The sequence below is a fragment of the uncultured Jatrophihabitans sp. genome (genome assembly GCF_964244045.1).
Taxonomy (GTDB): Bacteria; Actinomycetota; Actinomycetes; order Mycobacteriales; family Jatrophihabitantaceae; genus Jatrophihabitans.
Map to the genome: position 1 here is coordinate 4,440 of NZ_CAXTHK010000034.1, position 13,841 is coordinate 18,280.

Below are 13,841 nucleotides of genomic sequence, written 5' to 3' on the forward strand. Positions count from 1 at the left end.
CGGCCAAGAAGGCCGCACCGGCCAAGAAGGCCGCACCGGCCAAGAAGGCCGCACCGGCCAAGAAGGCCGCACCTGCGAAGAAGGCCGCGCCGGCCAAGAAGGCCGCACCGGCCAAGAAGGCTGCATCTGCCACGAAGGTCACTTCCGCCGAGCGGACCGTTAGTTCGGCGAAGGAATCGGCTAGAACGACTGCGCCGTCCTCGACCCCCCCGAGAGCCCCCGGCACGACCGAGAAAGCCGCCACCGTGACAGACACCGCCGCGAAGAACAACCCGAACGCGACGACCGACAAAGTCGCTGTCCCCGCCGGGACGGAGTGGACGAAGGATGAGCTGGCGGAGGTCCACACCCAGCTCGTGAACGAGTTGGCCGAGCTGCGTAGCGCGTACGACACCTCGATGCGTGACCTCGACGACCTGCAGCGCACCAGCAATGACGGTGCCGGGGACGATCAGGCCGATGCCGGCAGCAAGACCTTCGAGCGTGAGCAGGAGCAGTCAATTGCAGCCAACCGCTTCGACCTGATCGCCCAGACCGAGCACGCCATCGAGCGTATCGAGAACGGGACCTACGGCTTCTGCGAACGCTGTGGCAAGCCGATCCCGAAAGCTCGGTTGAAGGCCTTCCCGGCCGCCACCCTGGACGTCGCTTGCAAGCAGCGCGAGGAGCGTCGCTAGGCCTTCCCGGCGTAGGCCAGACTGGACGGGTGCAACCCCGCGACGGCGCAGAGCTCGAGGACGATGCTGCGGCTGACGTGCCCAAGCGACGCCGGGTGCTGCTCTTCGCATCGGTTGCTCTCGTCGTTCTCACGCTCGACGTCGTCAGCAAGGTGCTGGTCGTCGCCAAGCTGCCGAGCACCCACACGCCGGTTCGTATCCTCGGCGGCGCCGTCTACCTCGATCAGACCCGCAACTCCGGGGCGGCGTTCTCCCTGGGCACCGGCTTCACAGCAATCCTCACCGTCGTCGCCATCGCGGTTGTGGTGATCATCGTGCGATCGGCGAGCCGGCTGCGATCGACTGGCTGGGCCGTCGCTCTGGGGCTCGTGCTCGGCGGCGCCATCGGCAATCTGGTCGACCGGTTGGCACGCGACCCCGGCATCGGCCGAGGGCATGTCGTCGACTGGGTCAGCGTCTTCGGACCGAACGGCGAGCGGTGGCCGATCTTCAACATCGCCGACTCCGGCATCGTCTGCGGCGCAATACTGGCCGCGCTGCTCGCCGTGCTCGGGGTGGAGTTCGACGGGCGCCGACGAGTCGACAGCGATGCCTGAATCGCGGTTACTGCCCGTCCCGGACGGCCTGGACGGATTGCGGCTGGACGTTGCGCTCTCGCGCTTGCTCGGCCTTTCGCGAACGGCAGCCGCGGACCTCATCGACTCCGGCGGGGTCACCATCGACGGCGCCGACGCCGCCCGTAGCGCCCGTGTGCAGCACGGCGAGCTGCTCGAGGTCACCCTGCCAGACGTCGAGCTCGACGCGCCGCCGCAGATCGTCGACGGCCTAGTCGTACTCCACGACGACGCCGACCTGCTCGTCGTCGACAAACCGGTCGGGGTCGCCGCGCATCCCAGCCCGGGGTGGACGGGTCCGACCGTGACGCAGGGGTTGGCCGCGATGGGCTATCAGCTGGCGCGCGGCGGCCCGGCCGAACGACAGGGCATCGTGCACCGTCTCGACGCCGGCACCACGGGCGCGATGGTGGTTGCCAAGAGCGAGCGGGCGTATTCGGCGCTGAAGCGGGCCTTCAAGGAGCGCACCGTCGACAAGCGCTACAGCGCGCTCGTCCAGGGACATCCCGATCCAATGCGCGGCACCATCGACGCCCCGATAGACCGGCATCCCGGCTCGGACTACAAGTTCGCCGTCGTGGCCTCCGGCCGTCCGAGCGTGACGCACTACGAGACCGTCGAGGCGTTCCGCGCCGCCACGCTGCTGGACGTCCACCTCGAGACGGGCCGCACCCACCAGATCCGGGTGCACATGGCGGCGTTGCGGCATGCGTGTGTCGGCGATCTGACCTACGGCGCGGATCCCACGTTGGCCAAGCGTCTAGGTCTGACGCGGCAGTGGCTGCACGCTCGTGAGCTCGCTTTCGAGCATCCGGACACGGGGCAGGAGCTGCGCGTCACGTCACCATTCCCGGCCGACCTGCAGCGCGCACTCGACGTCCTGTCCGAGGAGAATGGTGGGTAGGAGGACGGCATGAGCGACGATCAAGCACATCCTGGCGGCAATGCCCCTCTGCTCGTCGCATCGAACCGGGGCCCACTCACGATCGTGGCCGTCAGTGGTGATGACGGAGACGGTGACGACCGAATCACGCGTGGCAGCGGCGGTCTCGTGTCAGGCATGCAGGCAGCGCTGTCCACGACACCCCACGCGGTCTGGGTCAGCGCAGCCATGAACGACCGCGAGCGGGCGCTGGCCCGGCGCGCGCCCAAAGGGCGGATCTCGGAGTTGCCCGAGGTCGCCGATGCGTTGCGGGGCGACTTCGACGTCCGCCTGTTGCCGATCGACGCGCTGACGTTCCGCAACGCCTACAACGGGGTTGCCAACTCGACGCTGTGGTTCGTACTGCACCGGCTCTACGATCTGCCGACGCAACCGTCGTTCGACGCCACGTGGCGGCGGCAGTGGAACAGCTACGTGCGCTTCAACCGGGCCTTTGCCACTGCCCTGGCCGAGGCCGCCGCCCCGGGCGCCACCGTGATGGTGCAGGACTACCACCTGTTCCTCGTCCCGAAGATGCTGCGCGACCTGCGCTCGGATGTGAAGATCGGCCACTTCACGCACACGCCGTGGGTGACGCCCGACGACTTCGCGATGCTGCCCGACGACGTCGCCCACGCCATCGTCGAGGGCATGCTGGGCGCCGACGTGCTCGGGTTCCACACCGAGCGTTGGGCCGACCTGTTCCGTGCCACTGCGCGGGCGGTCACCGGCGTCGATCCCGACGGCGTGCGCGTGTTCCCGCTCGGCACTGACGAGGACGAGATGCAGCGCCTCGGTGGTCGGCGCACCGTCGACAACGCGTTGCGGGTGCTCAACGACACCGTCGAGGACCGGTTGCTCATCGGTCGGGTCGATCGCACCGAGCTTTCGAAGAATGTCTTCCGCGGTCTGCTGGCCTATCGAGAATTGCTGCGCACCCGCCCCGAATGGCACGGGCGCGTTGTGCACGCCGTCTACAACAACCCATCACGTGAGGACGTCCCGGCCTACCGCGAGTACACCGCCCGCATCGAGCGACTCGCTGCCGACATCGACGACGAGTTCAGCACCGACGACTGGACGCCGCTGATCTTCGAGATCGGCGACGACTACCCCGCCGCGCTCGCGGTGCTGCGCCGCAGCGACGTCGTCTTCGTCAATTCGGTCCGTGACGGTATGAACCTCGTCGTCCTCGAGGGGCTCGTGCTGTCCGAGCGCGTACCGGCCGTGGTGCTCTCGCGCGAGACCGGCGCCGTCGAAACCTTGGGCGACGACGCCTTCGTGGTGAATCCGTTCGACGTGTCGGCCACTGCGCAGGCGCTGCACGAGGCGTTGCTGATGCCCGTCGAGGCTCGACGTCCGGGCGCGGAGCGGATGCGCGCGGCGGCGATCCGATTGCCTCCAACGAAGTGGTTCCAGGCTCAGCTCGACGCGCTGGGCTGAGCCGGTGGCCAGCTGTGCCCGCCGGCGGTCCCGGCAGCCGCTCACCGCGACGGGTCAATACGTCGCCATCGGCGTTGGCTTTGAGTCAAGAATCTGGCCGGCAACGGCGTCGTAAGCGGATCCGCAAACGGGAATCCTGGCTACTGGTTGCTGATCGCTGTCTGGACGAGGCGCGCTGTTGCGCGGGGGTCCTCGACCTCGATGACGAGGCGGGCGGATCTCAGTTCACCGTTCGATTGAAATGTTGATGAGCCCCGCTCGGGCGAGCAACGCTCTTCCCAGCACCAACGCCGTCTCGTTGCGCTGGGCACGGTGGAGCAGGGCGAGTTTGCTACCAAAGGTTCGATACAGGCTGCCACGGTGGATACCGAGGTTGGCGACCAAGTCGTCGAACGATCAGTCAAGAACGGACGTTCCCAAATTCGCGATGCGTATTGTCCCGTCGCAGCAGAGTCTCGAACACGAGGTGCCGCAAGCGGGCCGACGAACGGACGCGTACTAGCGAGGTTCCTTGACTTATTAGATTACATGTTCGACAATAGACGGATGGCGGCGGGCTCATCAGCAGACACCGACACGGTGCGTGCGCTGGTCGCTGCCCTGAACTCGCTGAGCCCGGCGGTCGATGATGGCGACCGTATCGATCGGGTCCGACTGTTCGAGGAACTCAAGGCGGTCGCTGCCGCGGCACAGGCGGTCGAGTCGCGGGACTTCGAGGTCTCCCAGCGTGCTCAGCAGGCCATCGACGGGGTGCCCGTCAAGCAGCAAGGCCGCGGCATCGCCGCCCAGATCGGGTTGGCTCGGCGGATCTCGCCCTGGGCGGCGCAGCGCTACCTGGGCTGGGCCACGATCCTGCCCACCGAACTACCGCACACCTTCGCCGCGCTGCAAGCCGGGCGGATCACCGAATGGCGCGCCACCCTCATCGCACGCGAAACGATCTGGCTCTCCCGCCAGGACCGCGAGACGGTGGACGCCGAACTCGCCCCGCAGCTCGAAGCATGGAGCGACCGGCGGGTCGAAGCCGAAACCCGCAAAGCCGGCTACCGCCTGGACCCACAAGGATTCCTCGCCCGCGTCCGCGGTGCCGACAAAGACCGGCGGGTCACCATGCGGCCCGCACCCGATGCCATGGCCCGGTTGACTGCGCTGCTACCCGTCGCCCAAGGCGTCGCCACCTACTAGGCGCTGTGCCAGGCCGCCGACACCACCACCGCCGGCGGTGACGAACGCGGCCGCGGACAGATCATGGCCGACACCCTCGTCGAGCGCGTCACCGGACAAACCACCGCCACCGCCGTACCCGTCGAGATCGAACTCATCATGACCGACCAAACCCTGTTCGGCGGCCACGAGACCAGCGAGCCGGACGAGACGAGCGACCCTGTCGACAGCCCGACCGACGGCCCCAACGAACCAGCCGAACTCATCGGGTTCGGACCCATCTCCGCCGAGCTGGCCCGCGAGATCGCCCTCGAGGCCCTGGGCGAGAAATGGCTGCGCCGGCTGTACACCAACCCGCTCACCGGGCAACTCGCCGCCATGGACGCCACCCGCCGCAACTTCACCACCAACCAGCGGCGCTTCGTACGCCTGCGCGACCAAGGCCGCTGCCGCATCCCCTGGTGCGAGGCCGCGATCCGCCATACCGACCACCTCATCCCACACGGGCAGGGCGGCAAGACCCGGACCGACAACGGTGCCGGCACGTGCGAAGCCTGCAACTACGCCAAACAAGCCGCCGGCTGGACTACGCGACCTTCGCTCGACGGCAGCATCACCGTCACCACGCCGACCGGGCATCGGTACGCCAGTCGACAGCCAGTACCACCGGGCAACCACCATCGGCGCCTAGAGATCGACGTCTCGCTCGTGGACCTGATCTACCTGCACGGGCGACGGGCCGCCTAGCTTCCGGAACCACCCGCCGCCAGTATCTGGGCTGCCGCGCGCCGTGCGTCCGCCACTGCTCGGTCATCACCGCCGGCGGTGGATGCGACCAGGGCGCCCTCGTAGAGCAGATGCAGCGTGGCCGCCACCCGGCCGGGTGGGCGGATGCCGGCGTCGGACACGAGTGCATCGAACCTGGCCCGCATCCAAGCCTTCTCGGCCCGCACCACGGCGGCGATCGGCGCTGACGTGCCGGCCTCGGCCCAGGCATTGATGTACGCGCACCCGCGACTGCTGCCGGCTGCCCATGACGCTTGCGCGTCGAAGACCGCCAGCACCCGAGCTCGAGGTGCACGATGGCGAGCTACCTCGTCCTCAAGATGCGCGCTCCAGGCGCGATGCCGCCGCACGAGATAGACCGCGACCAGCGCATCCTTCGACCCGAAGCAGTCGTACAGCGTTTTCTTGGTCGTGCCGGCAAGCTCGGCCACCGCGTCGACACCGACGGCCCGAATCCCCTGCTCGTAGAACAGCTGCGCCGCCGCGGCGGCGATGCGCTCACCCGCGGGTGTGAGGCGGGTTGGCGCATCGAACAACGATGTGGTTGAGAACTCGGTCCGCATAGCCTGCGAGTATACCGACCGGTATGGTTATGTAGTAACCATGAACCCGCGAGTCGTCGATCCGGTCGCCGGTGGCGTCCTGGTGCTGTGCTGGTCGTCCGGCTTTATCGGTGCCGTGCTCGGTACCGAACGGGCAGGCGTCGACACCGTGCTGGCGTGGCGCACCGTCGTCTCGGCGGTCGTGCTCGTAGCGTTCGTCGCTGCCCGCCGGGAACGCATCCGGGCCGGTGCTGCGGCGCGACTCGTGGTGCTGGGGCTGCTCGTCCAGGTGGTGTACCTCGGTGGCATCTTCGGCGCCACGGCCGCCGGGGTCGACGCCGGCACCTGCGCACTCATCGCTGCACTGCAGCCGCTCGTCGTGTCCGCGGTGGCCGGCCCGCTGCTGGGGGAGCGCACCACGGCCCGACAGCGGCTCGGTCTGGTGCTCGGCGCAACAGGTGTGGCCTTGGTGGTCGCCGGCGACGTCGGCTCGGGGCACGCACCGTGGTGGGCCTACCTATTGCCCGTGGTTGCCGTCGCAGGACTCGCGTCAGGCACCGTGCTGGAACGACGGTGGAAGCCGGCCGCAAGCGTGCCGATGTCCTTGGCGGTCCAGACCACGACCGCGGCGGTCGTGTTCGTCGTCGTGGCGGGCGTGCACGGTGCACTGATGCCACCGATCACGCCGGGCTTCGCGGGGGCGATCGCTTGGCTCGTCGTCCTGGCCAGCTTCGGCGGTTACGGCACCTACCTGTTCGTCGTGCGCCGATCGGGAGCGACGCGGGCCAGCACGCTGCTCTACCTGACCCCGCCGACCTCGGCGCTCGCCGCCTGGGCGTTGTTCGGGCAGGTCCCCGGCCCGACCGCAGGACCCGGCCTCGTCGTCTGCGCGGCGGGCGTCGCGCTCGCGCTGCGCTCAGCTCACCCGTTGCCGGACAGTCTGGCCAGCAGCTCGACGGTGGCCGGCGGATCGGCGAGCGTCACATCCACCGCCGTGGCGATGCCGTCAGCACCCGACGACAGCACCCCGACGCTCCACGCCGGCGTGCCCGCCGAGCGTAGCCGGCTGATCTCATCGAACGCAGGCAGGTCGCCCAGGTCGTCGCCGAGATAGAGCGCCGCTGTCGCACCCTCGGCGAGTCGCGCAAGGGCAGCGGCTTTGTCGAAGCCGGGCAACCGCAGCTCGAGCACCTGGCTGCCCGGGTGCACCTCGAGGGCAAGCTCGGCCGCCAGCGCGCGGACGCCGGAGTCGACCTCGGCGAGTGCTGCGTCCGGATCCGCAGCGCGGCGAGCGTGCACGACGAGCGAAAGACGCTTGTCCTCTATCCAGATGTCCGGATCGCCGCCGGCCAGGACGGCCGGCAGGCGCTCACGTAGAGCCGTGATCGGGTCCGGGGTGTCAGGTGTTGTCAGCTCGCCGGCCGACCACGTCTCGATCCCGTACATGCCGGCCACCGTCAGGCCGGGCACGGCCTGCAGTCCACTCAGCCGCAGCACCGTTTGCGCATCGCGGCCGGTGATGACGGCGACCGCTGCGCCAAGGCCGGCGAGCGCGGCCAATGCCTCGACCGCACCCTCGACCGGGCGCGAGTCCTCGGGGTCTCGCGTCAGCGGCGCGAGGGTGCCGTCGAAGTCGGTGGCGACCAGCGCTCCGCGCAATCGCGGACGGAACTCGGCCACCAGCTCGTCGACATCCATACGCCCATCCTGGCCGACTCGCGTGGACGAGGATCAGGGAGTGGACCCGAACATCACCGTTGCAGCGTGCGAACGGGCGCAGACCGCGTGGTTCGAGGTACGGACCGCGGTGCTCGGTGGTTCGTTGCACGAAGTGGACGGACACCGCTGGCTGGACGGGCCGGATGGCGTCAACCTGATGTTCCCGACGCAGCTCGGCGTGGGCGGCACGTGGTGGTGGCATCCGCGCTGACCGCTTCGCGGCCGCGCGTCGCCTAGGGTGGTCCGGTGATTGTCTGCCGGCTGCGACGGGCCGCAGCGGCCCTGGCCGCAGTGGCGACCGTGGCGGCGTGCAACTCGGCTCGCGACCCTGACCCGGCGTCGACCAACCCCGCTCCGCAGAGCGCCAGGGCCGTGGTCGCCACCACGCCATCGCCGGCGCCGACGACGTCGACACCCCCAGCACCGCCGAACCCGTGCGCGAAGAACACCGCGGCCCAGCTCGTGAAGGTCAGCGTGCGCCAACAGCATCTCTGGATGTGCGCCGGACGCACGCTCGTGCGCGACACACCGGTGACCACCGGCATCCCTGGGGAAGACACCCACACCCCGACCGGGACGTACACGATCCAAGCCCGCACGCGGAACACCGCGCTGACCCTGATCTCCGGCCAGACGTATGCCGTGAAGTACTGGATCCCCTTCGACGGCCCGCTGTTCGGCTTCCACGACTCGTCCTGGCAGACCATCCCGTACGGCAGCCAGCGCTACCGGAGTGACGGCTCGCACGGCTGCGTGCACGTGCCGGTCAAAGCCATCGCCTTCCTCTACCGCTGGGCGCACGTCGGGGCCACCGTGCGCATCCGGGCCTGACACCCTGCACCTGAGGTCGAGAGACTCGCCGCGGCCGACACGCCGAGAAGTGTCGGACCCGGATGTAAGAATCGTGGTCTGCGACGCGGACGGTTCGCGCGCACGGCAACGCGAGAAAGGCGGGCTCGAACCACCGTGTCTGTGAACGGCTCAGCCTCAGGCGGCAACGACAGTTTCGTGCACCTGCACGTGCACACCGAGTACTCGATGCTCGACGGCGCCGCCCGGCTCACGGAGCTGTTCGAGGAAACCCACCGCATGGGCATGCCCGCGCTGGCCATGACCGACCACGGCAACGTCTTCGGGGCCTACGACTTCTACTCCAAGGCCACCGCCGCCGGGGTCAAGCCGATCATCGGCATGGAGGCCTACCTCGCCCCCAACACCCACCGCACCGACCGCACCCGGGTTCGCTGGAACAAGGGCGGCGACGACGACGTCTCCGGCGGTGGCGCGTTCACGCACATGACGTTGCTGGCCGAAAACACCGCCGGCATGCACAACCTGTTCCGCCTTGCCTCACGCAGCAGCATCGAGGGGTTCTTCTACAAGCCGCGCGCCGACCGTGAACTGCTGAGCCAGTACGCGGGCGGCCTCATCGGCACCACCGGCTGTCCGTCCGGTGAGATCCAGACCTGGCTGCGGATCGGCGATTACGACAAGGCCCGCGCCAGCGCTGCGGAATTCCGCGACATCCTGGGCAAGGAGAATTACTTCCTCGAGCTGATGGACCACGGCCTCGACATCGAAACGCGCGTGCGCGACGGCCTGCTCAAGCTGGCCGACGACCTGCAGCTGCCGATGATCGCCACCAACGACCTGCACTACACGCACGCCGACGACGCTGATACCCACGAGATCCTGCTGTGCGTGCAGTCGGGCAAGACCATGGCCGACCCCAACCGGTTCAAGTTCGACGCCCGGGACTTCTATCTCAAGTCCCCGGCCGAGATGCGCTCGCTGTGGGCCGACAAGTACGACCTGCGCGAGGCCTGCGACAACACGCTGCTGATCGCCGAGCGCTGCGAGGTCGAGTTCACCGAGGGCAACGGCACCTACATGCCGCGCTTCCCGGTGCCCGAGGGCGAGACCGAGCGCACCTGGTTCGCCAAGGAGGTCGCGGCCGGCCTGCGTCGACGTTTCCCGGCCGGTGTTTCCGACGTCGTGCAGCGCCAGGCCGACTACGAGGTCGGCGTCATCGAGCAGATGAACTTCCCCGGCTATTTCCTCGTCGTCGCCGACTTCATCAACTGGGCCAAGGACAACGGCATCCGCGTCGGCCCGGGGCGCGGGTCGGGCGCGGGCTCGATGGTCGCCTATGCGCTGCGCATCACCGATCTCGACCCGCTCGAGCACGGGCTGATCTTCGAGCGGTTCCTGAACCCCGATCGCGTCTCGATGCCCGACTTCGACGTGGACTTCGACGAGCGCCGGCGCGGCGAGGTCATCCGCTACGTCAGCGAGAAGTACGGCGACGACCGCGTCGCGCAGATCGTCACCTACGGCACCATCAAGGCCAAGCAGGCGGTCAAGGACGCCGGCCGGGTGCTGGGCTATCCCTTCGCGATGGGCGATCGCATCACCAAGGTCATGCCGCCACCGGTCATGGGCAAGGACGTCCCGCTGTCGAAGATCTTCGACACCACCCACGACCGCTACAACGAGGGCGGCGAGTTCCGCGCCCTGTACGAGGCCGACGCCGAGGTCAAGAAGGTCGTCGACCAGGCCAAGGGTCTCGAGGGCCTCAAGCGCCAATGGGGCGTGCACGCGGCGGGCGTGATCATGTCCTCGGACCCGCTGCTCGACCTGATCCCGATCATGAAGCGCGAGCTGGACGGCGCGATCATCACGCAGTTCGACTACCCGACCTGCGAACACCTCGGCCTGATCAAGATGGACTTCCTCGGGCTGCGCAACCTGACGATCCTCGACGACGCCCTGGTAAACATCAAGATCAACCGCGACGAGGACCTCGTCCTCGAGGACCTGCCGCTCGACAATCCCGAGGCCTACGCCCTGCTGGCCCGCGGCGACTCCCTCGGGGTGTTCCAGCTCGACGGCGGACCGCTGCGCTCGCTCATGCGCCTGATGCGGCCGGACAACTTCGAGGACATCTCCGCGCTCATCGCGCTGTACCGGCCCGGTCCGATGGGTGCGGACTCGCACACCAACTACGCGCTACGCAAGATCGGCCGGCAGGAGATCACGCCGATCCACCCGGAGCTCGAGGAGTCGCTCAAGGAGATCCTCGACACCAGCTACGGCCTGATCATCTATCAGGAGCAGGTCATGGCCATCGCGCAGAAGGTTGCCGGGTTCTCCCTCGGGCAGGCCGACATCCTGCGTCGAGCCATGGGCAAGAAGAAGAAGTCCGAGCTCGACAAGCAGTACGCGGGCTTCGCGGCCGGCATGAAGGCCAACGGCTACTCCGACGGCGCGGTCAAGACGCTCTGGGACATCCTGCTGCCGTTCTCCGACTACGCCTTTAACAAGGCGCACTCGGCTGCGTACGGGATGATTTCGTACTGGACGGCCTACCTGAAAGCCAACTATCCGGCCGAGTACATGGCCGCGTTGCTGACGTCGGTCAAGGACGACAAGGACAAGATGGCGGTGTATCTGGCCGAATGCCGTCGCATGGGCATCAAGGTGCTGCCACCGTGCGTCAACGACTCCGAGGCCGAGTTCACCCCCACCGGCACCGACATCCGCTTCGGACTCACCGCCATCCGCAACGTCGGCGCCAACGTGGTCAGCTCGGTGGTCGCCACCCGCAAGGCCAAGGGTGCGTTCGTCGACTTCGGTGATTACCTGCGCAAGGTCGACGCAGTGGTCTGCAACAAGCGCACCATCGAGGGCCTGATCAAGGGCGGGGCGTTCGACTCCCTCGGACATGCGCGGCGCGGATTGATGAACACCTTCGAGGCCGCCGTCGACGCCGTCCTGGACACCAAGCGCGCCGAGGCCATAGGTCAGTTCGACCTCTTCGGATCGTTCGGCGACGCGCCCGACGCCGCGCTCGACGATCCGTTCGCGGTTCGGGTGCCCGAGGGTGAGTGGGACAAGAAGGTGCTGCTGCAGTTCGAGCGCGAGATGCTCGGCCTCTACGTGTCCGACCATCCGCTGTTCGGGCTCGAGCACATCCTGTCGTCATCGGCCGACATGACGATCGCCGCCGTGCAGGCCGAGGGTCAGGGCGACGCGCAGACGGTGACGCTCAGCGGCATCCTGTCGTCGGTGAACCGGCGCGTCACCAAGGCCGGCGCACCCTGGGCCAACGCCGTGCTCGAGGACCTCGAGGGCTCGATCGAGGTGATGTTCTTCCCGGCCACCTACGCCCAGGTCGCGCTGAACATCACCGAGGATGCGATCGTTTCGATCAAGGGCCGCACCGACGCCCGCGAGGACACCGTCAAGCTCATCGCCAGCGACCTGACGATCCTGGACACCACGGCCGGGCCCAGCGGACCGGTGAAGCTGCGGATCGACGCCACCCGGTGCACGCCGCCGCTCATCGATCGGCTCAAGGACGTCCTCGTCGCCCATCCCGGCATGAGCGAGGTGCACCTGTCCCTGGTCAGCCGCAACAGCCCCAACCTGGTGCTCGAGCACCGGGTCACCCCGTCGGCCGCCCTCATGGGTGACCTGAAGGCCCTGCTCGGCTCGGCGGCGTTCTCCGCCTGAGGCGAACTCTCAGCGTCCGCGCGACGTACACCTAACGGCAACCTGACGTTGCCCGCGGCGGCGGACGGCGTCGTCACGCTCGGTGCTGTGCCGTCGGTTCAGCCTGAAGTCGCAGCCACGTGGGACGTCCACGTGGTCGCCGATTCCGATACGCGCTGGAAGTGGGGCGCGGCGCTTGCCCACCAGCTCTCCGGCGCCGGCACGTCGCGGGTGCACGGACACCTGCTCGACGGCCGAGCCGCCCCCAACGACCGGCAACTGCACGATGTCGGTGCCGACGCGGTCTCGCTGACGCGCGGCGGCCTGACCGACGTGCTGCAGGAGCTCGCCGACACCGAGGCCGAGATCGTCGTCCTGGCCTGCGTCGGCGGCGCCATCCAGGCGCTGCTGCACGGGCTCGCGCAGGCCTGGCAGGGTCGCCAGTCGCGGCCCGTCGTGGTCACCGGCTACGTCGGGGTGGTCTACGAGCGGGTGGTCGACGGGCTGTTGCTACGTGCCGGAGCCGACATCGTGCTGGCCAATTCCGCGGCCGACGCGCGCAGCTTCCGCGCGGTGTACGAGGCCGTGGGCGTCGACCCGGACACCATCGCCCGCATCGCCCTGCCTTTCCTGGGCAACGCCCCGCACGACCCGACTGCCGCCGGGCGCACCCGCCCGTTCACCGTCACCTTCGTCGCCCAGCCGTCGGTGCCGGAGACGCGCGCCGAGCGGCGCTACGCAATGGATCAGGTGCTCGAGCACGCCCGTCGACACCCCGACCGCGAGGTCATCGTCAAGCTGCGCGGCCGCAAAGGCGAACAGACCACGCACTCCGAGCCGTACCACTACGCGAAGCTCGTGCCCGAGGGCTCGCTGCCGGCGAACGTGCGCTTCGCGTACGGCTCGATGTCGCGCGTGCTCGACCGCACCGACCTGTGCGTCACGGTCAGCTCGACCGCTGCGCTCGAGGCGATGCACCGCGGCATACCAGTAGGTATCCTCACCGACTTCGGCATCCGTGAGGCCCTCGGCAACCAGGTGTTCGTGTCGTCCGGCGCGCTGGTGTCCTGGCCCGAGCTGCATGACGGTGCCGTGCCCAAGACCGATCCCGCGTGGGCTGCCGACAACGGCGTCGGCGACGCAGATCAACAGAACCCCACAGACCCGTGGAGCGAGGTGCACGCACGGCTGCGCCGGCTGACCGCCCAGCACGACTCGCTCGCTCCGTTGCATCCCAAGTACTCACCCGACAACGCTGCCGCGTACCTGCCCGGACTGCTGTCCCGCCACGGCCTGCAGACCGACGGCACCGCCCTCAGGGGCGACATCGACCAGCGGGCCCGCCCGGCGCGCCGCGTGCTGCGCGCGGCCGCTCGTCGGGCGTACCTCGTCGGCACCGCCCGCATCGAACCCCGCCTGCGCCGATGGGCCAACTCATGACCGCCCTCCGCTGCGCTCCGGGCGCCGAAGGCCATGCCCG

General features: G+C 68.6%; 13 protein-coding genes and 1 pseudogene. 11 read left to right on the forward strand and 3 right to left on the reverse strand.

Annotated features, from left to right (window positions below):
• The 4 genes from ACFFC4_RS18835 to ACFFC4_RS18850 all read left to right on the forward strand — a co-directional run.
• Positions 1–677: TraR/DksA family transcriptional regulator (locus tag ACFFC4_RS18835; protein ID WP_375503715.1), on the forward strand; the 677-nt coding region annotated here is incomplete at its 5' end.
• 29 nt (positions 678–706) lie between these two features.
• Positions 707–1,273: a signal peptidase II gene (gene lspA, locus ACFFC4_RS18840; protein ID WP_375503717.1), complete on the forward strand. Its 567-nt coding sequence runs from the start codon at positions 707–709 to the stop codon at positions 1,271–1,273.
• On the forward strand, positions 1,266–2,195 hold the full coding sequence (locus ACFFC4_RS18845; RefSeq protein WP_375503719.1) for an RluA family pseudouridine synthase: 930 nt from the start codon (positions 1,266–1,268) through the stop codon (positions 2,193–2,195). The genes lspA and ACFFC4_RS18845 overlap by 8 nt, the downstream gene beginning before the upstream one ends.
• A 9-nt stretch (positions 2,196–2,204) precedes the next feature.
• Positions 2,205–3,656, forward strand: a complete 1,452-nt coding sequence (locus ACFFC4_RS18850) for a trehalose-6-phosphate synthase (protein ID WP_375503721.1) — start codon at positions 2,205–2,207, stop codon at positions 3,654–3,656.
• Positions 3,657–3,881: 225 nt separating this feature from the next.
• Here ACFFC4_RS18850 and ACFFC4_RS18855 read toward each other — a convergent pair whose 3' ends face one another.
• Positions 3,882–4,040 (reverse strand): hypothetical protein, encoded by a 159-nt coding sequence (locus ACFFC4_RS18855; protein WP_375503723.1) that lies wholly within the window; start codon positions 4,038–4,040, stop codon positions 3,882–3,884.
• Between the two features lie 144 nt (positions 4,041–4,184).
• Here ACFFC4_RS18855 and ACFFC4_RS18860 point away from each other — a divergent pair, with 144 nt between their 5' ends.
• Both ACFFC4_RS18860 and ACFFC4_RS18865 read left to right on the forward strand, forming a co-directional pair.
• Positions 4,185–4,841 (forward strand): DUF222 domain-containing protein, encoded by a 657-nt coding sequence (locus ACFFC4_RS18860; RefSeq protein ID WP_375503725.1) that lies wholly within the window; start codon positions 4,185–4,187, stop codon positions 4,839–4,841.
• Between the two features lie 63 nt (positions 4,842–4,904).
• Positions 4,905–5,567, forward strand: a complete 663-nt coding sequence (locus ACFFC4_RS18865) for an HNH endonuclease (RefSeq protein WP_375503727.1) — start codon at positions 4,905–4,907, stop codon at positions 5,565–5,567.
• Here ACFFC4_RS18865 and ACFFC4_RS18870 read toward each other — a convergent pair.
• Positions 5,564–6,169 carry a TetR/AcrR family transcriptional regulator gene (locus ACFFC4_RS18870; RefSeq protein ID WP_375503729.1) on the reverse strand — a complete coding sequence of 202 codons (606 nt, stop codon included), beginning with the start codon at positions 6,167–6,169 and terminating at the stop codon, positions 5,564–5,566. The genes ACFFC4_RS18865 and ACFFC4_RS18870 overlap by 4 nt on opposite strands.
• A 40-nt stretch (positions 6,170–6,209) precedes the next feature.
• Here ACFFC4_RS18870 and ACFFC4_RS18875 point away from each other — a divergent pair.
• Positions 6,210–7,001: pseudogene (locus ACFFC4_RS18875) on the forward strand (DMT family transporter); the annotation flags it as partial.
• A 68-nt stretch (positions 7,002–7,069) separates the two neighbouring features.
• Here the strand turns inward: ACFFC4_RS18875 and otsB are convergent.
• On the reverse strand, positions 7,070–7,846 hold the full coding sequence (gene otsB / locus ACFFC4_RS18880; protein ID WP_375503731.1) for a trehalose-phosphatase: 777 nt from the start codon (positions 7,844–7,846) through the stop codon (positions 7,070–7,072).
• Positions 7,847–7,868: 22 nt separating this feature from the next.
• On the opposite strand from otsB, the gene ACFFC4_RS18885 reads away from it, so the two are divergent.
• From ACFFC4_RS18885 to ACFFC4_RS18900, 4 genes are all read left to right on the forward strand, one after another.
• Complete coding sequence (locus ACFFC4_RS18885) at positions 7,869–8,078, forward strand: hypothetical protein (protein WP_375503733.1); 210 nt, start codon at positions 7,869–7,871, stop codon at positions 8,076–8,078.
• A 35-nt stretch (positions 8,079–8,113) separates the two neighbouring features.
• Positions 8,114–8,698 (forward strand): L,D-transpeptidase, encoded by a 585-nt coding sequence (locus ACFFC4_RS18890; RefSeq protein ID WP_375503735.1) that lies wholly within the window; start codon positions 8,114–8,116, stop codon positions 8,696–8,698.
• 141 nt (positions 8,699–8,839) lie between these two features.
• The gene (dnaE, locus tag ACFFC4_RS18895; protein WP_375503737.1) at positions 8,840–12,382 is read left to right on the forward strand and encodes a DNA polymerase III subunit alpha; all 3,543 of its coding nucleotides are present in this window, start codon (positions 8,840–8,842) and stop codon (positions 12,380–12,382) included.
• An 87-nt stretch (positions 12,383–12,469) separates the two neighbouring features.
• Positions 12,470–13,801, forward strand: coding sequence for a DUF6716 putative glycosyltransferase (locus ACFFC4_RS18900; RefSeq protein ID WP_375503739.1), 1,332 nt, complete (start codon positions 12,470–12,472; stop codon positions 13,799–13,801).
• Positions 13,802–13,841: the final 40 nt, after the last annotated feature.

What these genes read in the sequence shown, in the direction of transcription:
- ACFFC4_RS18845 (WP_375503719.1), top strand. Translation starts at nt 1,266, where the DNA reads ATGCCTGAATCGCGGTTACTGCCCGTCCCGGACGGCCTGGACGGATTG.
- otsB (WP_375503731.1), bottom strand. Translation starts at nt 7,846, where the DNA reads ATGGATGTCGACGAGCTGGTGGCCGAGTTCCGTCCGCGATTGCGCGGA.
- ACFFC4_RS18870 (WP_375503729.1), bottom strand. Translation starts at nt 6,169, where the DNA reads ATGCGGACCGAGTTCTCAACCACATCGTTGTTCGATGCGCCAACCCGC.
- ACFFC4_RS18850 (WP_375503721.1), top strand. Translation starts at nt 2,205, where the DNA reads ATGAGCGACGATCAAGCACATCCTGGCGGCAATGCCCCTCTGCTCGTC.
- ACFFC4_RS18865 (WP_375503727.1), top strand. Translation starts at nt 4,905, where the DNA reads ATGGCCGACACCCTCGTCGAGCGCGTCACCGGACAAACCACCGCCACC.
- ACFFC4_RS18860 (WP_375503725.1), top strand. Translation starts at nt 4,185, where the DNA reads ATGTTCGACAATAGACGGATGGCGGCGGGCTCATCAGCAGACACCGAC.